The 22,518-nt window shown below is 41.8% G+C and carries 27 protein-coding genes; 12 read left to right on the top strand and 15 right to left on the bottom strand.

Annotated features, from left to right (window positions below; translation table 11 throughout):
* Positions 1-215 precede the first annotated feature (215 nt).
* The 6 genes from sbcB (at position 216) to OCU77_RS08830 (ending at position 5,805) form a co-directional block, all read left to right on the top strand.
* Entirely contained in the window at positions 216-1,640 is a 1,425-nt protein-coding gene (gene sbcB / locus OCU77_RS08855) for an exodeoxyribonuclease I (protein WP_048898341.1), read from the top strand.
* A gap of 279 nt (positions 1,641-1,919) precedes the next feature.
* Positions 1,920-2,459: a hypothetical protein gene (locus OCU77_RS08850; protein ID WP_107302864.1), complete on the top strand. Its 540-nt coding sequence runs from the start codon at positions 1,920-1,922 to the stop codon at positions 2,457-2,459.
* A gap of 165 nt (positions 2,460-2,624) precedes the next feature.
* The gene (locus tag OCU77_RS08845; protein WP_048898473.1) at positions 2,625-2,963 is read left to right on the top strand and encodes a CidA/LrgA family protein; all 339 of its coding nucleotides are present in this window, start codon (positions 2,625-2,627) and stop codon (positions 2,961-2,963) included.
* Positions 2,964-2,965: 2 nt separating this feature from the next.
* Entirely contained in the window at positions 2,966-3,646 is a 681-nt protein-coding gene (locus OCU77_RS08840) for a CidB/LrgB family autolysis modulator (RefSeq protein WP_193391650.1), read from the top strand.
* 244 nt (positions 3,647-3,890) lie between these two features.
* Positions 3,891-4,775: a cytidine deaminase gene (gene cdd, locus OCU77_RS08835; RefSeq protein ID WP_048898339.1), complete on the top strand. Its 885-nt coding sequence runs from the start codon at positions 3,891-3,893 to the stop codon at positions 4,773-4,775.
* 154 nt (positions 4,776-4,929) lie between these two features.
* A complete protein-coding gene (locus tag OCU77_RS08830; RefSeq protein WP_107302881.1) occupies positions 4,930-5,805 on the top strand; it encodes a DMT family transporter in 876 nt (291 codons plus the stop codon).
* Between the two features lie 84 nt (positions 5,806-5,889).
* Here OCU77_RS08830 and OCU77_RS08825 read toward each other — a convergent pair whose 3' ends face one another.
* Positions 5,890-6,294 carry a hypothetical protein gene (locus OCU77_RS08825; protein WP_048898338.1) on the bottom strand — a complete coding sequence of 135 codons (405 nt, stop codon included), beginning with the start codon at positions 6,292-6,294 and terminating at the stop codon, positions 5,890-5,892.
* Positions 6,295-6,610: 316 nt separating this feature from the next.
* Here OCU77_RS08825 and purT point away from each other — a divergent pair, with 316 nt between their 5' ends.
* On the top strand, positions 6,611-7,786 hold the full coding sequence (gene purT, locus OCU77_RS08820; RefSeq protein WP_048898337.1) for a formate-dependent phosphoribosylglycinamide formyltransferase: 1,176 nt from the start codon (positions 6,611-6,613) through the stop codon (positions 7,784-7,786).
* 85 nt (positions 7,787-7,871) lie between these two features.
* Here the strand turns inward: purT and OCU77_RS08815 are convergent, their stop codons facing one another.
* The 3 genes from OCU77_RS08815 to OCU77_RS08805 form a co-directional block, all read right to left on the bottom strand.
* Positions 7,872-8,849 carry a hemolysin gene (locus OCU77_RS08815; protein ID WP_048898472.1) on the bottom strand — a complete coding sequence of 326 codons (978 nt, stop codon included), beginning with the start codon at positions 8,847-8,849 and terminating at the stop codon, positions 7,872-7,874.
* Positions 8,850-9,264: 415 nt separating this feature from the next.
* Entirely contained in the window at positions 9,265-9,921 is a 657-nt protein-coding gene (locus tag OCU77_RS08810) for a thiopurine S-methyltransferase (protein WP_048898336.1), read from the bottom strand.
* 229 nt (positions 9,922-10,150) lie between these two features.
* Positions 10,151-10,444 carry a hypothetical protein gene (locus OCU77_RS08805; protein WP_048898335.1) on the bottom strand — a complete coding sequence of 98 codons (294 nt, stop codon included), beginning with the start codon at positions 10,442-10,444 and terminating at the stop codon, positions 10,151-10,153.
* A gap of 227 nt (positions 10,445-10,671) precedes the next feature.
* Between OCU77_RS08805 and OCU77_RS08800 the strand changes: the two genes are divergently transcribed.
* Positions 10,672-11,067 (top strand): nitrous oxide-stimulated promoter family protein, encoded by a 396-nt coding sequence (locus OCU77_RS08800; RefSeq protein WP_048898334.1) that lies wholly within the window; start codon positions 10,672-10,674, stop codon positions 11,065-11,067.
* A 12-nt stretch (positions 11,068-11,079) separates the two neighbouring features.
* Here OCU77_RS08800 and OCU77_RS08795 read toward each other — a convergent pair whose 3' ends face one another.
* The 9 genes from OCU77_RS08795 to OCU77_RS08755 form a co-directional block, all read right to left on the bottom strand.
* A complete protein-coding gene (locus OCU77_RS08795) occupies positions 11,080-11,451 on the bottom strand; it encodes a spore gernimation protein (RefSeq protein ID WP_144414899.1) in 372 nt (123 codons plus the stop codon).
* Between the two features lie 76 nt (positions 11,452-11,527).
* Positions 11,528-11,923: a TM2 domain-containing protein gene (locus OCU77_RS08790; RefSeq protein ID WP_048898332.1), complete on the bottom strand. Its 396-nt coding sequence runs from the start codon at positions 11,921-11,923 to the stop codon at positions 11,528-11,530.
* 34 nt (positions 11,924-11,957) lie between these two features.
* Positions 11,958-12,188 (bottom strand): membrane protein insertion efficiency factor YidD, encoded by a 231-nt coding sequence (gene yidD, locus OCU77_RS08785; RefSeq protein ID WP_048898331.1) that lies wholly within the window; start codon positions 12,186-12,188, stop codon positions 11,958-11,960.
* A complete protein-coding gene (locus OCU77_RS08780) occupies positions 12,188-12,409 on the bottom strand; it encodes a DUF4177 domain-containing protein (protein WP_048898330.1) in 222 nt (73 codons plus the stop codon). Before OCU77_RS08780 ends, yidD begins: the two co-directional genes overlap by 1 nt.
* Positions 12,410-12,523: 114 nt before the next feature.
* Complete coding sequence (locus OCU77_RS08775; protein WP_048898329.1) at positions 12,524-14,032, bottom strand: peptide MFS transporter; 1,509 nt, start codon at positions 14,030-14,032, stop codon at positions 12,524-12,526.
* A 237-nt stretch (positions 14,033-14,269) separates the two neighbouring features.
* Positions 14,270-15,349, bottom strand: coding sequence for a polysaccharide deacetylase family protein (locus OCU77_RS08770; RefSeq protein ID WP_048898328.1), 1,080 nt, complete (start codon positions 15,347-15,349; stop codon positions 14,270-14,272).
* Between the two features lie 100 nt (positions 15,350-15,449).
* A complete protein-coding gene (locus OCU77_RS08765; protein ID WP_048898327.1) occupies positions 15,450-16,571 on the bottom strand; it encodes a M28 family metallopeptidase in 1,122 nt (373 codons plus the stop codon).
* 207 nt (positions 16,572-16,778) lie between these two features.
* Positions 16,779-17,138 (bottom strand): MmcQ/YjbR family DNA-binding protein, encoded by a 360-nt coding sequence (locus OCU77_RS08760; RefSeq protein WP_048898326.1) that lies wholly within the window; start codon positions 17,136-17,138, stop codon positions 16,779-16,781.
* A gap of 41 nt (positions 17,139-17,179) precedes the next feature.
* Positions 17,180-17,695: a ClbS/DfsB family four-helix bundle protein gene (locus OCU77_RS08755; RefSeq protein WP_048898325.1), complete on the bottom strand. Its 516-nt coding sequence runs from the start codon at positions 17,693-17,695 to the stop codon at positions 17,180-17,182.
* 135 nt (positions 17,696-17,830) lie between these two features.
* On the opposite strand from OCU77_RS08755, the gene OCU77_RS08750 reads away from it, so the two are divergent.
* From OCU77_RS08750 to OCU77_RS08740, 3 genes are all read left to right on the top strand, one after another.
* The gene (locus tag OCU77_RS08750) at positions 17,831-18,298 is read left to right on the top strand and encodes a hypothetical protein (RefSeq protein WP_107302863.1); all 468 of its coding nucleotides are present in this window, start codon (positions 17,831-17,833) and stop codon (positions 18,296-18,298) included.
* Between the two features lie 81 nt (positions 18,299-18,379).
* Positions 18,380-19,048: a glutathione S-transferase gene (locus tag OCU77_RS08745; protein WP_048898323.1), complete on the top strand. Its 669-nt coding sequence runs from the start codon at positions 18,380-18,382 to the stop codon at positions 19,046-19,048.
* A 54-nt stretch (positions 19,049-19,102) separates the two neighbouring features.
* A complete protein-coding gene (locus OCU77_RS08740) occupies positions 19,103-19,330 on the top strand; it encodes a glutaredoxin family protein (RefSeq protein ID WP_048898322.1) in 228 nt (75 codons plus the stop codon).
* Positions 19,331-19,420: 90 nt separating this feature from the next.
* On the opposite strand, the gene OCU77_RS08735 is transcribed toward OCU77_RS08740, so the two are convergent.
* Complete coding sequence (locus OCU77_RS08735) at positions 19,421-19,711, bottom strand: YkgJ family cysteine cluster protein (RefSeq protein ID WP_048898321.1); 291 nt, start codon at positions 19,709-19,711, stop codon at positions 19,421-19,423.
* Positions 19,712-19,920: 209 nt separating this feature from the next.
* Here OCU77_RS08735 and OCU77_RS08730 point away from each other — a divergent pair, with 209 nt between their 5' ends.
* Positions 19,921-20,088: a CCGSCS motif protein gene (locus OCU77_RS08730; protein WP_084711758.1), complete on the top strand. Its 168-nt coding sequence runs from the start codon at positions 19,921-19,923 to the stop codon at positions 20,086-20,088.
* 131 nt (positions 20,089-20,219) lie between these two features.
* Here OCU77_RS08730 and OCU77_RS08725 read toward each other — a convergent pair whose 3' ends face one another.
* On the bottom strand, positions 20,220-22,514 hold the full coding sequence (locus OCU77_RS08725) for an ATP-binding protein (RefSeq protein WP_107302862.1): 2,295 nt from the start codon (positions 22,512-22,514) through the stop codon (positions 20,220-20,222).
* Positions 22,515-22,518 lie beyond the last annotated feature (4 nt).

The following is a 22,518-nucleotide window of genomic DNA, read 5'->3' as shown; positions in this document are numbered from 1 at the left end:
GCTGATCCTAGCCATCAAGGCAATCATATTGCCTTTTTGCAGCATTGGCATTGCACACTAATTACAAGACACAGGCTAACTTGGGAGTTACTAAGCAAGTAAAATGCTTATCTCTAAGAATAAATATTTAGGTAGATGCCATAATACCTTAGTTGCTCCCCCATTATTTGTTACTATAAAGGCAGTAAAGTAATTCATCCCAGTAGGGAAAAATAATGAGTAATAACAATCATCAACCAACTATGCTTTGGTTGGATTACGAAACCTTTGGTGCTACACCATCCGTTGATCGTCCCTCTCAGTTTGCCGCGATTCGCACTGATATGGATCTCAATATCATTGGCGAACCTTTGGTTATTTACTGTAAGCCACCAAGTGACTATCTGCCCTCACCAGAAGCATGCTTAATCACAGGAATCACGCCACAAGAAGCAATGGAAAAAGGGTTACCTGAGCACGAGTTCATAGCCAAAATTCATGATGAGTTGTCTACTCCGAATACCTGTGTGATCGGTTATAACAACGTGCGATTTGATGATGAAGTCAGCCGTTATACTCTTTATCGTAACTTCTTTGACCCATATGCTTGGAGCTGGAAAAACGGTAACTCACGCTGGGATTTACTCGATATTATGCGAACCTGTTACGCACTTCGCCCAGAAGGCGTTAACTGGCCGACCAACGACGAAGGTTTTCCAAGTTTTAAGCTGGAACATCTCTCTGTTGCTAATGGTATTGAACATGCGAATGCACACGATGCGATGGCAGATGTGTATGCCACAATTGAGTTGGCAAAGATCCTTAAGAAGAACCAACCCAAACTGTTTAACTACCTGTTTGATCTACGTAACAAGCGTAAGCTTCAAGAACTTATCGACATTATTAACTTAACGCCATTGGTTCATGTTTCTGGCATGTTTGGTTCTGAGTGCGGTAATACCAGCTGGATTGTTCCAATGGAATGGCACCCTGATAATAAAAACGCGGTGATTACGGTTAACCTAGCCAAAGACCCAACGCCGCTGATTGAGCTCGATGCTGATACCCTACGCGAACGTCTTTACACCAAACGCAGTGAACTTGGTCCAGATGAGCTACCTGTGCCAGTTAAACTTGTCCATATCAACAAGTGCCCTGTTCTTGCGCCGGCAAAAACACTCAAAGCAGACGATGCGGAACGCCTAGGTATTGATCGAGAACTTTGCCTTAAACACCTTCAGATGCTCAAAGCACACCCTGAAGTACGTGAAAAACTCGTTGAGATCTTCAGTGTCGATCGTGAGTTTGAAGCGCATGATAACGTCGATGCCAAACTATACGATGGTTTCTTCTCGCATGCCGATCGCACAGCAATGGATATTATTCGTGAAATGGATCCACTCGAACTTGTCGATTTTGAGCCACAAGTGGCTGATGCGCGCATTAAGCCTTTGCTATTCCGTTACCGTGCTCGTAACTTCCCGCTGACATTGACGCAGCAAGAGCAAATCCGCTGGAAACACCATTGCCAAGATTACTTTGAGAGTAACCTACCTGCTTACATTGAGAATTTAGACAACGTAGCGATGGAACATCAAGGTGACGAGAAGAAGATGGCTATTCTTAAAAAAGTGTACGATTACGTTATCCAGCTAGCCTAACTTCGCGGCACTCAGAAATGATAGCATAAGGCCTTAACCTCTTTAAAAGAAAGGCTTTCTTAAACACCCTGATAACCCTAGTTTTCAGGGTGTTTTTATTAAGACAGTTTCCACTCAGCAAAAGTTGAAGGAACGCTCTCAGCCAGTCACACTTAAGCTAACCAAGATACCTAAATCTGGTACTTGTTCACCATAAACAGCCATGTAAATGTCATGCAAACGCATAGTGATTTGTCCTCACTACATATTCTCCATGGCTTATAGCATTAAGTGGTAGCTATGACGACAAAAGCCCTAACACGCTGTTATCGTTTTCCCAGCGTTGATTTTGAACCCGATTTGCGAATGTTAGTTTGGCAAGATGGCTCTGAGACCATATTAACAGTGCATGAGTCACGCCTACTTGAAGCACTTTGCTATTGTGCTGGTGAAGTCATTAACCCACAGGCGTTATATGATAAAACCTTCATACAGATCGAAGCTTATGAAGAAAATAACCATACCCACTTTGATCTTAACGCACTACTTGTTTCGCTAAACCATAAACTTATCTATCAAGGTCAACCTGCGATTGCGATTGAAATCGTGGCCACTCATGGCTTTCGTGTGCCGCTCCCCAATAAAACATGCCGACTGGTACATACATTCAAAGAGTCTAAATTCACCCAGTTTACAAACGATAAAACAGACAAAAACGAGCCGTCAGAGTCAGCAGCAGAACATATTGTAAAACACAGCATACTCCATCGTATTTCCGTACTCTTACTGGCTGCTGCTGGCGTTGCTTTGTTCTTTCTTGCCGACAATATCTTGTTATAGCGCTTTTACATTGCAAACATGCAATCCGCAACCAGCCTGTATTTAAGTCAGAATGCTTAAACTTGCCTCTCTCAATATACGCGAAATAAGTGTGGCATAGGTCACACTTATTTTGTATGATGAATCCACCAAACAAAAGCACCGCCATTGGCATCACATAAAAGCATGAGTTATCTACGCTCCTTCAGCATCATTCTCGTTTGCCTTTTCTTAGGTAAAGGAATTCAGGCATTACTTGGACTCGCGATACCCGGTAGCATCCTAGGGATGCTTATTCTCTTTGGTTTACTTTCAGCGGGTCTTATACGTTCTCATTGGGTGCAATCAGGCTGCCACTTATTAATTCGTTACATGGCATTATTGTTCGTTCCTGTCGGCGTTGGCTTAATGGACCATTTCGCACTCTTGAGTGCTAATAGCCTCCCTATTTTACTCAGTACTATCGGCAGCAGCTTAGTTGTCTTTCTTGTGATTGGTATTGCAGCGCACCATAAGGAAAAATAATGATCTGGTTAATCACAACCTTAGTCGTTTTTTACATCGCTCGTCTTATTTCCAAACGACTTCAACATCCTATCGTCAACCCATTACTTATCTGTCTTATCATTATTATTCCTTTGCTCATGTGGTTAAATGTGCCTTATGAGACTTACTTTGAGCAAAACAAATGGCTAAACGCCTTACTAGAGCCTGCCGTTGTTGCTCTTGCATTCCCACTGTACGAACAACTTTCACAAATCCGCGCTAAGTGGAAAACAATTTTTACTGTTTGCTTTATTGGTAGTGTTCTTTCTATGGTCACAGGTGCAGGCATCGCATTCGCACTAGGTGCAAATGTGGAGTTAGTGGCAAGTATTTTACCTAAATCAGTAACAACACCTATAGCTATGGCCGTTGCCGAGCAAATTGGTGGCGTGCCTGCCATTGCAGCTATCATGGTGATTATTGCTGGGCTATTTGGTGCCGTGCTGGGCTACCCTCTCTTTAAGCTGGCAGGCATTCAAGCACCAATAGCAAAAGGGCTAACAATGGGGACAGTTTCACATGCGCTTGGTACAGCGAAAGCCGCTGAAGAAAACTATCAAGAAGGGGCTTTTAGCTCACTGGCTTTAGTGATCTGTGGTGTTATGACCTCAATACTCGCCCCTGTACTGTTTCCTTTAATTGCAGCCATATTCGGCTATTAATACCTAGAAGGTTAATTAGCTAGAGTAATTTCATCATTAATGGGATTGGTATGGTTATGTGCAAGTAATCGAATACAAAACTAATCTATTGAAAAATAAGGATATCAATTTACGCTCGTTGTGTGACCTCACTCTCAGTTATGTAATGGGTGAAACAAGATAAATTACAACGTGACATGGATCACACTATTATTCTATCGAGCTGTCTACAATATTTCTCCATACACAAGACGGAGAAATCCACATGCACACTAAAGTAATGGATGCTTTAGGTTCTTTACCGGCTGATCTTGCAACCGCAATCAAGCCTATGCTGGAAGATGGCAATTTCGATGCAACCATCAGTGCAGAGCAATTCGACAACTTACTCAGCCAAACTCACATGACTGACAGCGAATTGCGCGTTGCGCTGCTTCCTCTTGCAGCCACGTATTCTGTCTCTCCCCTTTCTCATTTTTGTGTAGGTGCTGTCGTTCGAGGCAACTCTGGTCGCCTATACTTCGGCGGCAACATGGAATTTGCCGGTGCAGCACTTTCACAAACCGTTCACGCAGAACAATCAGCAATTAGTCACGCTTGGGTTAAAGGCGAAACGGGTGTTAAAGATATCACCATCAATTACAGCCCTTGCGGTCATTGTCGCCAATTCATGAATGAACTTAGCACTGCTGACACAATTAAAGTTCAGCTGCCAGAGCGAGAAGAAAAGACACTGCAACAATACTTACCAGAGTCATTCGGCCCAAGCGATCTAGGTATCACTGATAGACTCTTAGCTGAAAAAAATCACGGTCTAGGCGTTGAAGAAGAAAGCGAGCTTGTTCAAGCCGCGTGTCAAGCTGCTAACCGTGCTCATGCGCCTTATACCAAGAACTTCAGTGGCGTTGCTTTAAAAGCTGATGACGGTCGTATTTTTGTTGGCATGTACGCTGAGAATGCGGCATTCAACCCAAGTCTTCCACCGTTGCAAGTTGCACTAATCAACATGAATATGGCGGGCTACGAATTAAACCGCATTGCTGAAGCCGCACTTGTTGAACAAAGTAGTAGTATTAGCCACCTTGCTGATACACAAAATACACTAGAAGCACTCAACCCAGATATTCCATTAACTTATAGCGCACTGTAAGTTATACGGTATCTGTTAAAGACAGTTTTAGTTACAGCAGAAAAGCGATGTCCCTTATTGGCATCGCTTTTTTCATTTGTGCTTGGTGATATAAGTTCACAGGCGTATGATTCTGCAAATTATTCACACTATTCATCAGACAGTGCCCTTACTCATGTCTCAACATCATAATCCAATCCAAGGTGCGAGCTGGATGCTCACCGCAGGCTTAGCGTTTGCCATTGTAAATAGCCTAGCTCAAGTACTGAGCGTGAAACTTCACCTGCCTTCGACTACCGTTGCATTTATTCAATACTTTATTGCCTTAATTGCAATGTTACCTTGGCTTAAATCATTAGGGCTACGCCAAGCACTGCGCACCCAACATTTCGGTTTACACTGTTTTCGGGTATTTCTTTCCGTTATCGGTATTCAACTATGGCTATGGGCGTTAGCTTATCCTGTTCCTATTTGGCAGGGTATCGCTCTGCTAATGACCTCACCATTATTCGCCACCATAGGCTCAGGCCTTTTCTTACGTGAACGCGTAGGCGCCGCCCGCTGGTTCGCGACGGTCGCTGGCTTTGTCGGCGCAATGATCATTCTTGAGCCTTGGAGTGATGATTTTAGCTGGGCCACACTACTGCCAGTTGGGGCTGCGTTCTTCTGGGCAAGTTATTCGCTTATGGTAAAAAAAATGTCAGCGCACGATTCTCCAACCACTATGGTTGTCTACCTACTGCTGCTGATAACACCTTTCAATATTTTGCTAGCCGTGCCTGACTTTACAATGCCAAGCTCGCTAGAAACCTGGGGACTCTTAGTCGGGGCTGGTCTGTTAACCGGATTAGCGCAATGGGCCATCGCGAAAGCCTATGCCGTTGCTGACGCGTCGTTTGTGCAACCTTTTGATCACGCAAAATTGCCGCTAAATGTTCTTGCTGGCTGGATTGTATTTGGTTGGGCACCACCAGGGCGATTATGGCTAGGCGCTGCGATCATTATTGCTTCCGTTGCCTTCATTACCCATTGGGAAAGTCGTAAGAAATAACGATATTTATTTTTTAGAATATACAAAAACGCCACCTTCAATGAAGGTGGCGTTTTGCTTTCAATTCAATGCTAACTCATCAAATCAGAAACGAATACGAAAGCCCAATGCAGCTTCAAGATCCAAATCTACTTCTTCAACCACATACAAAGATGGACCTAACTCACCATAAAGCTCGAAACTATTGATCGGCAGTTCAAACCCTACGCCAGAACGCACACCTACTTTCTTATTGTGGTGATCAACGTACTGAGCACCAACGAAAGTGTATAAGCTATCAAGTTTGCGGTTATCCGTTAATGAACCTAGGTTAAATGTTTTATCAAATGCGACACCAAACTTTTCAACACCCAATGAAAGACGTAAATCGTCATGTTTATATTGAATGCCAGACATCGGGCTACCCAAAAACACACCGATACCTTTTGATGCGTGTGCCGAGAAAGGAACGGCTGCAATCAATGCTAAACCCACTAACAACTTTTTCATTGGTTATTTACCTATTTATGACGCTCAAAACAAAACAGGAGCACTGAGCTTCCCTGCTGAATACCTATACTCTAGCGGTTCGTACCTTGTTTAACGAGCTTAGCACCTAAACTCTGACAATCATTTTACAAAAGCAAAGGAACGTTTTCTGATAAACCAATATGCACAGTAATAAATCAGTAAGTAGCTCTTACTTATCCTGTCGTCTGATTAACTCTTAGCCAAGCACTCGCAAACAACCGCGCAATCGTTTGCGCGAAAGCTAAAATCAGGTATGATCGCACGCAGTTTACATACTCATTCGTAAGGATTATCAATGTTAGGTTCAGCTACCCGCCCTGATGCAACACGTGTTCTTCTTCTTGGTTCTGGTGAGTTAGGTAAAGAAGTTGCCATTGAGTGCCAACGTTTAGGTTTAGAGATCATTGCAGTAGATCGCTATGCAGATGCACCAGCTATGCATGTGGCGCACCGCAGTCACGTCATTGATATGTTAGATAGCGAAGCATTAAAACGTATTATTACGTTAGAAAAGCCGCATTACGTTGTACCTGAAATTGAAGCAATCGCGACGGATACATTGGTTGAGCTTGAAGCGGAAGGCGTAAATGTTGTACCTACAGCAAATGCAACAAAACTCACCATGAACCGTGAGGGGATTCGTCGATTAGCCGCGGAAACATTAGCGATTCCAACCTCACCTTACGAGTTTTCAGAACAATATGATGATTTCGTTGCCTCAGTAGAGCGCATTGGTACACCTTGTGTGGTTAAACCTATTATGAGCTCATCAGGTAAAGGTCAGAGCGTGATTAAAACACCAGCCGATATCGAATCAGCTTGGAAGTATGCGCAAGAAGGCGGTCGTGCCGGTGCTGGTCGCGTTATCGTCGAGGGTTTTGTTGAATTTGACTACGAAATCACTCTACTAACGGTTCGTGCGGCTGATGGCGTGCATTTCTGTGCCCCAATCGGCCATCGTCAAGAAGATGGTGACTACCGCGAGTCATGGCAGCCACAGCAAATGTCTGACAAAGCACTGGCTGCAGCGCAAACAGTGTCAGAAAAAGTGGTTAACGCATTGGGTGGTTATGGCTTATTCGGTGTGGAGCTATTTATTAAAGGTGATGAAGTACTCTTTAGTGAAGTATCCCCTCGCCCACACGACACTGGCATGGTTACGCTTATCTCACAAGAGCTCTCTGAATTCGCGCTACACGTACGAGCATTCTTAGGCTTACCGATTAACAGCATTAACCAGTTTGGCCCATCAGCGTCTGCTGTAGTCCTTGCAGAAGGCACATCTCAGAATATTCGCTTTGACAACTTAACAGCGGCACTAGCACGTCCACATACACAAGTGCGTTTATTTGCTAAACCTGAAATTGACGGTCGCCGCCGCTTAGGTGTTGCGTTAACACGTCGTGACAGTACAAAAAAAGCGATTGAAGATGCAGTTGCAACTGCTGCTGATATTAAAGTCATTTTCTGATCGAGTATTTGATAATGCTCAAACAGTCACTTAGTTACCCTGTAACCAAGTGACTGTTAATTACAACACTAAAAGTAGATTAAAGTTAATAAGGTTGTACCGTTAGCTCATCCCAGTCGATAGCAAAACGAACTTGAGCTTCGGTGTAATGCGTTTTTGTACCGTAATCAGACCAAGTACACGCGCTACGACTAAACCCTTCCTCGACTTGTTTCATACCTGCACGAACAATCATCTGTGTTTTTGGTTCAGTACCTCGTTCTAGCTCAGGGGTAAACACATATTGAAACTTTGGTTTAAAGCCATAAATCAAACGCGGTAAATTCTCTTCTGGCAACAAGTTTTCGTTATAACAATCGGTGTAATGATAAACACCTGCCCATTTCCCGTAATACTGATAATCATTGGTGTATAACTGACTAAGCGATGTCGTCCACTTCACACCTGTACCACGAGCATTACCAACAGAAGGTTTGACCGCTGTTACATAATCTTTGCTTGAATAGCGGGAGGTATACGCCACACCAAGCTGGCTGCCTAATGAACCACCAAAACTTGGAGCTGCACCTGGCGTCACTGTTGCTGTTAAGCCAATAGTTGGTGCAACAGTCGTCGTCGATACAGACACATCCGTAGTTTCATTCTGAGGCGAATAATCATCTCCAAAAATAGGTGTGCCGCCAGCCTGGTAGATGCTGTAATCAAACGTTACGGGGTAATTTTGAGTAAAGCGCGCAAGCAATGGCGCATCATATGTTAGATCCACACCTGACTGACCTGGAACATAACCATTGCCCAAGGTGACAACACGGGCAGCTTTTTTACCGTTATTAGTGTTATGAAACAGTTCAATCAGTAGCTTCATTTGCACCCGGCTACCACGAAAAGCATACGGGAAAAGCTCTGGCTCGCTTTCAAACTTAACTTCAAAGCTTTTCTTTACATAACCATTTAAACTGACGTCATCGAGGATAATACTTTCAACAACCTCATTAGCAGAAACAGATGTTGCGGAGGCAGCTGCAAGGCCCAAAATAACAGGCATTAGTATTTTATTATTCATTTTAAAATCCATTCTCTGGGAACAGTCCCAGAAATTAGCACCTTGACTAAAAAGCATCAACTCAGCCAAAGTCGGTACCAAATGGCATATAACAATAAAAAACACTCACCACAAAAATAAGATAAACCCATTTAGAATCAAGCCAGTAGAAATTATACCGCTGAAAAATACAAGGTGGGGTTTATACAGGAAAATACCACAAAGCGATATATTGCTCGCAAAAAATCAAATAAGAATAATTATCAAAAAGTTGATCTCGCTCTGATAATTTCATCAATAAATGGATTTCTGTGCTGGTTAATTAGGCAATCTATCGGGTGGTGATTCCATTAACGTATCATCATGATCACTTTCTTATTAAGAACCGATACAAAAAAGGAGCATCATGCTCCTCTTTTATCGTTAATGGCTTCTCTTACAGCGCTAAAGTTGGCGTTTCAATTAACCAAGCTTCTTCAGCAAAACGTGAGATACCTTGCTGACGTCGAGGATGAGACTCATCTTTATCATCACGCTCAAGGAGTGTGATCTTACAGCCTTCAAATAACGCATTTACTTCCGCTTCATCAACCGAGAATGGAGGCCCATTTAGCTGCTCTTGCGGGTAATCCAGCGTAATAAGCAAAATTCGACCACCAGGTTTAGTCAAGGATAATAAACGATCAGCATATTGCTTACGAAGCGTTTTAGGCATAGCTATCAGTGCTGCACGATCGTAAACCACATCTGTCGGTTCAACCTGTACTGTGAAGAAGTCACCACAATGAATTTTAATTTCATCAAATTCATAAACAGCTTGGCCATTGCCCTGCTCTATCACCATTGGCGTATACAGGTGCTCAGCAAAAAACGCACGTACTGCTATCTGGCTCAGCTCAACGCCGATAACATGACTGTGCTTTTGCGCCAGCCAATCCAAATCGATAGATTTGCCACACATAGGCACTAACACACTGTCTTCTCGGGTAGCGCCTAATGCTGACCAATATTTTAATAGTAGTGGGTTTGCATCATCCAAATGAAATCCAATACGATTTTCAGCCCAACGGCTATGCCAAAATTCTGCATCCATTTTGATTTTCTCTTAACTGACTTTTTATTTTATCTAGAGTTAATCTAGCTTGTATTGACCCTAGCATACCAATCCCGCCCAGTAGCACAAGATGTGGGTGCTAAAAACGCAAAAAGGATGCCGAGGCATCCTTTTGGTTCAATCATACTTCGTCTATGAAGCTGGATTGAAAAATTTGGTCTTCAATTTTTCTTCATGAAAGTCATTGAATTTCTATTATGCGGTCAGCTTAAGACACGCGGAATAGCTTAATCGAGTCACGGCGCACAGTCACACCACGGAAAGTAACAGGCTCTAACAACGTCATTAGCTGCTTAGAAACGAAGAACTTACCACCGTATGAACGATCGCCACCACGGTTAACCCAATCCGCAAATTCATCTGCCAAGCTAAACATAGAGTTACCGACCAATAATACCAATACTTTCGCTACTTCACTGTCATTCTGTTTGTTGAACTCAGCGTCGCGAACTTTCTTACGGTATTCGTCAACAATTCTTTCAAGGCACTCAAATCTGCTCATATACACCACCACAAAAAAAGAGGAGCGGATACTACTTCGCGAACCCCATGAAATCAACCCATCAAGGCCAGTTCTTACAATAAAACACGTTATTTTTTCATGTTACTTGGCTGTTTCGCCAAATATGTCATATAAATCACGTTTTGTGATCAACTTTTGCTCAAATAAGTTTTTAGGTGTATTTTATATGTAAGTTTAAAGTTTGTATAAAATATCAGGCAAAACACATGAAAACGGATGCAGAGCTCTTTTTGTTAGGCTCATTAAATACCGAGTTCAAAACCTTAACCGCCATGGTGCATATTTATTGTCGAGATCATCATGGCTCTACAACACTTTGTGCTGAGTGTGATGATTTTTTAAGCTACGCAAAAATGCGACTTGATCGTTGTCCATACGGTGAAGCTAAACCAACCTGTAAGCAATGCCCGATTCATTGCTATAAAAAGGAATACAAAAACAGGTCACAAATCATTATGCGGTACAGTGGCCCTAGAATGCTTTATAAACACCCTGTTCTTGCAATACGCCACCTATTAGCTGAAAGGCGCCCTGTTCCATCCAAGCCTGCGACAAATGCGTCAAATCGCCACAGGCGTAAGATTTTAAGAAATGTCGAATAACCCCCAATAACGCTAGTTACGATAATAATCGATAACCTGTACCTTGGTCGGCTCATCATCGCCACTTAAAATCAGTGTAAATTGATTTTCACCTTCAATTCTTACTGTGGCGCCAGATGGGCCAGTTACACTCACGCCTTCAATTTTTTCAAATGCCCGTTGGCCATCGTAGAACATGTTGACAGTAATTTCGTCGTGGCTACTTGTTGATACTTCAAACTGGCAAATACCCGTGTCACATTGCACATCCAACGCTTGGTCATTAACGACTTCTATCTTTTGAACGTTATTTAACGGTGTAGCGACGAGCTGCCCTTCATCGCTGCACGCTGTTAACGCACCCAGTGCCGATACCAGCACCATCATTTTGACCATCATTTTCAAACTACATACCTCGTTGACACAGCACCTAGCCTAAGACCTCTTAAACTAGACCTAGCGAACAATCAACGCCGTCTAATCATGTTTTAGTCTGAAGTACTTTGGCTAAGCACTTTGTCATTATCTGATTATTATGGTGATGAACAATATTTTGAGAATTAAGCAATTGCGGCAGTTCAATCACCAATATGCCGATCAATACGCTGTAACCCACCCAGTGATTGGGATAGATCACGAGTAATAATATCGACAACAAAAATAGACTTAAATTCACTCCACCTCGTACAAACTTACCTAAATAAAAATGGTGAAGTCCTGCAACAAAGAACCAGTTCAGAACAGCAAAGGTATCTGGATCTTTCACTTGGTCAACTTCTAGCTGGTAATATTGCTTGCGTTGAGCGTCCGTAAGCTGACGCACTTGACCTCGTAAATTATCTTCTTGCTGCTTCAAAGCCGCGTGACGTAACACCATACTTTACCCTTAATGTTTTGGCACGTAGTGACACTTATTCATCAGGTACAGGATCATGCACTTTGTGAATACAATCAGGTTCACTACAGCGACGAATACGTTTCATTCCAAGTACAACACCTTTATACACACCGTACCGTTCTATAGCTTGGCGTGTGTATTCAGAACACGTCGGTTCAAAGTTACATTCCAGGTTAAAGTAATGCCTTGAACCACCGCCTCTCTGATAACGTTCAATCATGCTTAATGCAATGCGCCTAAGCATTAACCATTACGCCCTAAAGTTACAATGACTGCTTCACGGCTCCAGAATAACCAAAAACGCTTACGCTCAATCACTTGAAAAACTAATTGCCACCCATCAGCCGCTTCTTCGTTCAATGTTGCTTCAAGTTTTTTCAAAGGCAAGCCACTTGAACCAAGTAATAAAGTCCCGCAACCACCTTCGACAATGTGTACGACTTTATATTCTTTAAAAGCTGTCATTCTCTACCCCTACTTTTGATTTATTCGCTCTGTTTCTTCTTTTTATAGCACTGTAATTAAACAAAAAAAAGCCGCACTCTTACGAATAAGAGTACGGCTTCACTAAAGTAGAATTTACGATTGTGGCGACGCTTGCGATGAACTTTCGATTCGTTCGAGTTCTTCACCTTTGCTAATTAATTTAGCAATCACTTTCGATAAGCCTAACGTAACAACAGCCATCACAATGGCAAGGATCGCAAGGTTATAGAAGTAGCTTGCGTAAACGCCTTCAATAATCTCAGGCGTCAATACCTGATCTTTAGGTAATGCGATCTTCGTTGAAATGACCGCAGCTAAAATACCACTTAGCGACAATGCCACTGAACGTAAGCCAATGGCAAATGCAGATAGATAGCGAGGCACCATTTCAAAAATGAAGCCAGCACCCAATGCTCCCACAATCAATTCCGCTGTCGATTGGAAGAAGTGAACCCACAAGATCCAATCCGCTGAAATTTTACCGTTTTCGCCCACAAAGCTGGTTGATAAACCTAATAAACTAAATGCAATGCCGCTAAAGATAAACGCTACTGCAAACTTAGTTGGAATCGTTGGTGAGTAACCCTTTTCCTCTAGCCAGTTATATACATAAATCATTGGCCCGCCTAAAATGAAACACCACAATGGGTTAAAAGCAGCGTTTGATTCAGGTCGAATTGGGATAAAGCCAAGAATTTGATCGCCCATTAAGTTGATGGCATAGATGTTCATCGAGGTAAGCATCTGACCATAGTAAAAATAGAAAACGATCATGATGAATATGGTGATTAACACACCACACATTTTGTATTTGTAGGCCGCTGATGCTTTGGTGATTTCATAAATGAAATACAAAATAGCACATGCACCTAATCCATATAATAGGTACTTACCTGCATCAAGGTTTGAGAAAATCCAGAATACTAGACCCAACATTAATGCTGAACCTGTCACAAAGTAACCCCAAGTTTTCATGCTCACACTACGGCGGTCAATGTCATTACCAACCTGAGCAAGCTGCTTACGGAAAGTAAAAAACAGCGTCAAGGTGATGAACATTAAAAACGATGAAATAAAGAAGTTACCTTGGTAAGCTAAATAAGCAACCAAGAATGGGAAAAGGTATTTAGATGCAAACGATCCCAAGTTATTTATGGAATAGTTAACCGTTAGACCCTGCTGGAAAGCTTCCCTGTTTGTTGCTGAGTATGAATTCCCCAATAGCACTGTCGGGCTGGTTGCCGATAGTCCACGCGCATAACCAATCAACGCAATGGAGAAAATGCTCAGAGGAACATTAAGTGTCGATGCTCCCATCCCCAATAGGAAGAAACCTATCGTATAAATCGTATAGCCAATATATACCGCGCGGAATGAACCAATATACCTATCAGCGACAAAGCCACCAACCGCAGAAAAGACAGGTCCAACAGCACCAAAAGCACCCATCATCATGATGGTATCGGCTTCACTGTAATTTAATTCAAAAAGAAAGTATTTCGTTAATAGAACATATGCCCCGTAAAAAGCAGCTCCCCATAGGAACTGCCGCAAAATTAAAACCTTTGCAATACTGGGGAACCTAGCGTTTGCATCTTGCATGTTATACTCCTTCAACATTATGCACCGCAAAAACTATCATATGCAGAATTGTTAAATAATGATCAGACATGCAAATATGCAACAAACCCCTACAGCCAATAAGGAATAATCACAGTTTTTTGATCCCGACAAATTTATAGCGGTCAAAAAACATCCTTAGAGTGATATTGATCTAAAAAAATATGATATTTCAATACTATATAGTGAGATTGGTATAGTTGAAGTTCAGAGGTGCCGCTAATACTCGCTCTTAGCGGTTCTTGTTTCACGCTCTATCACAGCGGTTTTGGTGGGTTCAGACTTTGATGGTTTCGATCTAGTTGGTGACTTTTTGTTAACACTCGGCTCGGCTGTAGTCTCTACAATCGCACTCACAGAAGACTTAGGTAACCATGGTTCACAATGCTGCGTTTCGATTGCCCACCGCACAAAGGTTAATACTCTTTCTGCCAAGTGTTCAACATCATCGTCTCCCTGCGTATAAGGTGTGACATTTGGAATAAAGCTGGATGAATGAAAGGAAAGGATAAAGTTATTTTGTCCCATCCGCTGCTGAGCCTTAAATACACGCTTCATTTGACGAAGACTTAACCCTTCTGGTGACAACCGATCTAAACGTAGACCGATGAGCTGGCCCAGTAACTTTAGTAACTTACTATTTTGCCACTGCGAGAACATTTGGGGTTGCCGATTAAATCTTGGCTCTAAAAATGAAAGCCAAGATGTTATTGCCGCAGTATGAGGCAAAAATCTCACCCCATTTTTACTGTAATTTAAGCAGGTTTGCTGGCTAAAATCGGGACCATCGCTATCAGATAGATCGTAATAAGGACAAATACTTAGATCTATTTTGTACCCCATAGACACAATATGTGCCAAGGTATTCGAGCCAAAGCCATGTCTACCAGCAAGATAACTGACAGGTGCGACACCGCAAACCTCGACGATTTTTTCTGTAAGCGCCGCAATTTTTTGTTGCTCCTGATGTGGCGGCAAATTACCAGGGTATGATGCGAAATTACTGACAGTAGAAGCGTTTGAATAGAATGGAGGGTTAATCCAAGGATGTAAATGACAAGCAAATTCGATATAAGAACCTTCTAGCCATTTAAAGTGTGAGATCACCTCCTGTCCTTCGACGCTGCTAACAAAAGCGTAATCCATAGCCAAAGTTACTTTAGCGCCTTGCGCAACTAACGCATCGATTAGCTTTATTAAGGTGTGTTGAGGCGAAACACGAGTATTAGAACGATCAAAGCCGCCTTTCCAATCGAATTCTTCTTCTGCATGAATTACGACAGATAACTCTGATGCCATCCTTGTCACCCTAAGTATCGAATTACTATTGAGGATGGCACAAGTACAGCATTACCGCAAAAAAGTACCGCTACAGGCTGTCTATAGCGGTACCTTGCACTTATTTCACTTGAATGTATTTATCACTCGTTAGCAACTCTAAAACTATATTTACGTTGTCGCTCAACTGTGTATTCACACGACCTGGGAAAGCTTCTTCAAGTTTATCGATGCGATCAAACTCGGTATGCCAAATTTTCCCCCATTTCTTCTCTTCAGCTCGGTTACATGCTGTTTTGTTGTCAGCGTCGTAACAATCCCACATCGCAGGGTTCGTTGTTTGGGAGTAACCATCATAACCATCGGCACCATTAATGTTGAAGTTCGTCGCTTCAACATAAGCAATGGGAATACCCGCACAAGCAAAACCTGCATGATCCGACCAAGAACCCGTTTCACCTTCAGGATAACCAGGGAATGTTGGGTGGATAATATATTTATTCGCCTCGCCATTAACATCAACAGAAGCCTTCAGCATCGCTTCTCGCATTTTTGTATCAAAGCTATAATCTGTTTCTGTTAACCCTAAAGATTCACATGTTTTTTTATATTCAGCATAATCTGAATGCGCGGCATGTACATATACAATATCACCACCACCAACAGTGTCGTAATTAATCATGCCTATCACGTTTTTCAACTTGTCGTTTGCTAATGCATCTTTGACATAATATAACGAACCATTTAATCCGTTTTCTTCAGCTCCTGGGTATAATATACGGACATTAAAAGGTAACTCTGATTGTTGTAACCTTTCGGCAATGGCAATCGCAGCTGCTAACCCTGCACCATTATCTGTCGCACCTAAAGAACCATGATCGACACCAGTTGAATCATAGTGTGCCGCTAATATAATAGTTTTATCGACTTTCCCTTTTTTCTCTACAATATAATTGTTCGAAAAATATGTTTTACCTTTCCTTTCATAGGAAAAAGGTTGCACATTAACATTATAACCAAAACCCGTTAATTTATCGTAAATCCAATTTCCTGTTTGAATTTCCTTTTGAGTGCTCGCTTCTCGAGCACCAATACCTTGAGTTTCGTCTGCAATTTCAACAAGATAACTCACAGCTTTTGCGCCATAATCGATCTTATTATTATCATCAGAAGAACTACTATTACAACCAGACAAAATAATAGCTGCAGCTAATGTACTACAGTGAAATATTCCTTTTTTCATTATCGCATCTCATTTTAGGGGGTTAATTTAAAATAAGAATAACGCTGAAACGCTAGCAACAACTGTGATATTTGGCTTATTTATTAATGGTCGCACTATTTTGTAATTAATATGAGAAACTGATCACTAATAACGCTAAGGGATATAATTTATGTACAATTGAATTATATCCCTTCCTTATTTAACTTCTATTAATAATGGTCACTATTACTCACCAATAAGAAGAGCAGTTCTTTCTGATTTTTTTAGTTTAGCAACAATAAGTTGGTAAGAATGATGAGCTAGGTCCATTAATATATTTGAATCAACCTCTCCACAGAGTTTAATCGTTATCCAGTGCCTTTTATTCATATAATAACCAGGCGATATCGATTCAAACTGAGATATTAAAACTTCACCATCTTCAGGCTTACACTTCAACGTAACACGTGCGATATCTTCATTTTGAGAAACCAATGCATACATCTTCCCTTTCACTTTATAAACCAGAGCGTCAGGACCAAAAGGAGATGATACATCCGAGCCAGCAAAGGATGATAATAATGTTTCAACTTGATGTTTATTCATGATCTACTCCGTGTCTATCCAATAAACGAGCATCACTAAAACTAACCCAGTTGATGGGCTTTCTTGAATTTCCGTATTTTTGTTCTTACGTTTTTCATCGGGGATGACGTATTGAACTGAATCATCCTCCCTAATGTCCATTTTTCATACCATGGCTGTTCATACAGTTCGGTATTGTCCAAGCTATCAATTAAGGTGACAATTGATACTGTCGTTATTTGCAGATCTTGCTGTAATGCAATAAACGACCAATCACGATATTCATGCTGAAAGTGTTGGGCTAGTTGCCCTAGCTGATTCCACTTATAACCATCAGCTGGAAATTCAACATCTCGCCCTGCTGCTTTTTCCTCATACCAATACAGCACAAGCTTCCCCCAACCGAGCAAATAAGCCAAGCTATCGCACACACTGATCTTTGTTCCTTTCACATTGCCTTCAATCTCACAAATACGCGTCAAGTCAGCAGGAATAGTGACAAGATCACGGTAAAGCTTTTCAAATGCATCATTGATTGCACTGCGTAATGCCGCTTTATTTTGGGGAACAGATGACACCCTACGCTCCTTTTACTTGCGAATCATTATCAAGAACTTGATTTACTAAGGTAAGTATCTAACATATAAAATTATATTGAGCCGTTACGACTCGCCACCAGCAACTACCAACACATGTAAAATGAAGGTTATTGAATGAACCATAAGATACTGACAGCTTACCAAGGCGAGCTATATGGCATTGCTTTTTTTGAGTACTTTGCTAAGCACTACACAGAACAAAATAAAGCGGCACTATGGGAAACTTTGATTGCCGTCGAAATACACACCGCAAAACTGATCGAAGCCTACTTTGATCGCATGCAGCAGCCTTACAACCACCATGACACCGCCATGGTCAATAAGGGGGAAACTGACGCACAAAAGTGGATATCACTGCCTTGGAGCGAATTAGTGACCACGCTTGAAGCTTGGGTTAAGCCTTATGAACGCCAATACAGAGATTGGTATAATCAAACCGAAATGCATACCGCATTAGAATTGCCGATATTTGAACTCATTGCAGCTCATGAAACGGCTATTTATGACTGTTGGCAAAATGAAAGCCAGCACCAATCCGGCATTGAGCCTCTTCAGCATTTTTTAAACCGCTATATCCTTTAATTGCCAGCTGAGGAATACGTTGCTAAAAAGCCAGTTATTCGTTAGAAAATTTCGTCGGAGTGTCTTTTAATAGGTGAACTTATGAGCGAATTGCATTACCCCGTTCTGTATTCATTACAACGTTGTCCGTACGCAATGCGCGCAAGACTCAGTTTACTGTTAGCTAACCAAACCGTGTTGCTACGCAATGTTAAGCTGACGAATAAACCTCTCGAAATGCTGGCTGTATCGCCAAAGGGCACAGTCCCTGTGCTCTACTTTCCGCACGTCAATAAAGTCATAGATCAAAGTTTAGCGATCATGTATTGGGCATTATCGCGCAATGATCCCCACAACTTATTGCGCGTGAATGAGCCTGATGTGTCGAATGAAATACGCCAACTCATACAACAACATGATGACGTCTTCATTCCGCTGTTAGAGCAATACAGAGCAGCTGCACGTTACCATGATGATAAAGAAGCCAACGCTAGACAGGCCTGTGAAAGCTTTATTGCAATATTGGAAGCTAAATTAACGTATTCAACTTTTTTGATGGGCGATACGCCATCGCTTGTGGACTATGCAATGCTCCCTTTTATGCGCCAATTTTCAAAAGTAGATAGAAAATGGTTTCAACACGCATCTTATCCCAAATTTCAGCAATGGTTGATAACCCACTATAACAACCCTATATATGCAAAAGCGATGAGGCCCTATCCCGAATGGCTTGTTACGCGTGAGAATGTTATTTTTAACCGTGAAAGTTAATCAGCTCAAAGCAAAACTCACTTTTGCTTAACGCAACAATAAGAAAAGACACCAATGAAAAAGATCACCTTGTACGTAAAAGACAAATGTCCACACTGTAAAGATGCTCAACGCTACCTTGATGCAAAAAAAATCCCATATCGCTTAGCAAACGCAGCAACACCACGCGCTCAAAAAGAACTCAGTGCAATGAGGGCAAGATCAATCCCAGTATTAAAGGTCGGTGATCAAGTGATTATCGGGTGGAATCAGAAGAATTTTGAAAAGGCGTTTAACGCTTAACTGCATGTTTGCGATCATCCCAAGCTTTAGACTTTCATCATGTTTAACAAAGCTTGGGATAAATCATTAGCTTATACTAAGGTATTCAGCCTACATATTCGCGACACGCTCATCAACACATTCATAAGAGCCCATTTCAAACTCACGGCAAATCCATGGACGATTTTCATAAATAGTACACATCAAAGTGTCACGATCCAGTGCTGAACACCAACCATCGTCTAAACGAGCCATCACCTCACCACCCCATTCATCGGTTGCGATGTGTTCTTCTGGTACACCTGTATCTGTCAATATCATTACTTCTAAACGACAACAGCATGCTTGGCAGTTAGCACATGTCACTTCAGAAGTCGGGATATTCTTGACTTCAATATTCATAAACAGCTTCAAAATACGTATTTGCCCGCATCATATCTTATTATCTGACGTCACAATAGCAGCAAGGTATCAGTTGCTTATAGTCAGTGCGAAACTGGTGAAAAAGTACTAATAAAAAAATCAGAGCAAATACATACTTGACCTATTTGGTCAGGAATAATAACATGCATTAAAAATACAACTTAAACTCAACACTCAGGAGAGCACACATGGCACTATCATTCAAAAAACTATTTAAAAAAGACGATTCAGAAGCTAAGGCTGTTTTGAAACAACAGGCACAAAATAACGTAGAGCCAACACCAACAAAAGAAACATCTGAAAAGAAAAAAGGTAAACACGGTGAGCCAGGCTTCTGTTGCGGTTCTTGCTCATAATCATCAGTTTACCTTCACTGTGTAATGCCGAAGGATTATCGCGCTGCATTTCAAGCATGCATACGCTTATACCAACTTAAATACTTGTAAGCTAAAGCCTTATTTAAGTTGGTATTATTCTGATAAGCATTTCAGTATTTAAATTTCGCGCCTTGCTTTTTTTCATTCTCTTCAGAAAGAGAAAGCCACTTAAAAATCATTTTAATCAAAAGGTCTTTGCTTATCGGTTTACTCAAATGATCATTCATCCCCGATGCAAAGCTTCTCTCACGCTCTTCAGTCATAGCATGAGCCGACAAAGCAATAATTGGACACCAAGGATACCCTTGCTCTTGCAAAGTCCGAATATCAGCCGTAGCTTCATAACCATCTTTGTTTGGCATCGATATATCGGTAATAACCATATCGGGTACATGTTGGCAGTATAGTGCTACCGCTTGCTCACCATCTTCCGCAAAAACTAATTCAACAGGCGCATCGTTCAGCATTTTTTCGATCAAAAGACGATTAACGTAACTGTCTTCCGCTATAAGTATTTTTTTATTTCTCAGCACTTCAGGTATCAATTTCTCATCAAGCATTGGGTAATCTTGGTTAGCCGCTACCGAGATCTTGGAATGCTGATTGACAAGCGTGATACTAAAAGAAAAACAAGATCCTTTTCCTTCCTCAGATTCCACTTTCAGCTCTCCACCATAGAGCTGTATTAAACGCTTACAAATAGCTAACCCCAAACCAGTCCCTTCGTACTGACGCGTTGCCGAGTTATCTACTTGCTCAAACTTCTCCATGATATAGGGTAACCTTTCAGCTGGAATACCAATCCCAGTATCTTCTACACTGATATAAAACCTTGTTGTTTCAAGAAAAGATTCTGCTTCTACGTTTACCGTCACAGTTCCAGAGTCTGTAAATTTCAGTGCGTTCCCGATCAGATTTAATAAAATTTGATTAACTCGTCCTTTATCACCCATAACCTTGGTATTAATCGCGGGCGCAATATTCATGACTAACGGCAATTCTTTCTCTTTCGCCTGATAGCCACACAAGTCTATGGTTGACTCAAGTACCTCTTGTAAATCAAACGCTTCATTAGTTAGCGATAACTTGCCGGCTTCAATTTTGCTGTAATCTAAAATGTCATTAATAATAGCGACCAAATTGCCAGCAGAGCGATGAACTAACTCAAGCTGCTCTCGATGTTCAGCGTGCATAGGCTTTTCAAGCAGTAGCTCTGTAAAGCCCATAATTGCATTCATCGGCGTTCGAATCTCATGGCTCATGTTCGCCAAAAATTCCGATTTCGCTCTGGTTGCCCTCGTCGCCTCTTTAAGTGCTGTCTCTAATTGCTCTTCAACCTGCCTACGTTGAGTAATATCGCGTTCAACAGCAATGAATCGGACAATCTCCCCCGTACTGTCTGTCACTGGTGAGATATCAAGCTCAACCCAATAAGATTCCCCACTTTTAGCGTAATTAAGAATCTCAACGCGTACAGCTTCCTTCTGGGCTATCTTCCGTGACATTTCATGAACAATTTCAAGGTCAGAACTATCGCCTTGTAGTAAACTGCCTGGTGACTGTCCAACAACTTCAGACAAGGTATAGCCTGTCAGGCTTTCAAAAGCGGGGTTTACCCAAGTTATTTTGCCTTTCGCATCTGTGATTATGATGACATCCCTAGCATGTTCAGCAACTTGAGCTAGCTCGGTGACTTTGTTCGTTAGTGCAATCTGTTGTTGATGTTTTTCTGCAAGCTTTTCTTGTGCTTTCGCTAAAGAACGAGACATCTCGTTAAAAGCGGTACTAACGCGCGTTACCTCATCGTTGCCTGTTACCATAATTTGCGCACCAGGCCCCATTCTGGCCACCTTCTCCGCCCCCTTTCTTAACACATCAAGCCGACGCATTAAGTATGTCCCTAGTGCTAAAGAGAACAAAGCCACCAGCGACATTTCAGCAATAGCAATTAACAAACTTGAGCGTGTTGCTTGGCTAAGCATTACATGGAGATCGTTAACGGTTACCCCCATCTCAACATTGCCATATAGCTGACCATCAACTTGAATTGGGCTTATGACATCATAAACACCGTCAGTCACCTCTGCAGGAGAAACACGAGTATCAACATGAGTATAATCACCGTGCCTCGCTAACTCGACACCATTGCGATCAGTAATTCGGATATAAGCAAGGTTTTGCTCACTGACCAGTGATTCAGCAAAGCTATCTAAATAGGCTAAGTCCGTCGCTAACACAGCATCTCTTGTCGCTTTTGCAAAAACACTTGCTAATTGATTGGTCCCCACTTTCAACCGATTTTCATTCGATGACTTTAGCCATTGCAGCCCAGTAACAATAAGTAGTGCAAGAGCAAGAGCCTCAATAACTGCGATGCCAATAATTGTCTTGGTTCTTAACTTCACAATA

This window comes from Photobacterium swingsii, from assembly GCF_024346715.1.
In the GTDB taxonomy this organism is placed as follows: Bacteria; Pseudomonadota; Gammaproteobacteria; order Enterobacterales; family Vibrionaceae; genus Photobacterium; species Photobacterium swingsii.
The sequence above is the reverse complement of the archived record's forward strand: the minus strand, read 5'-3'. Positions and strand labels throughout refer to the sequence as shown.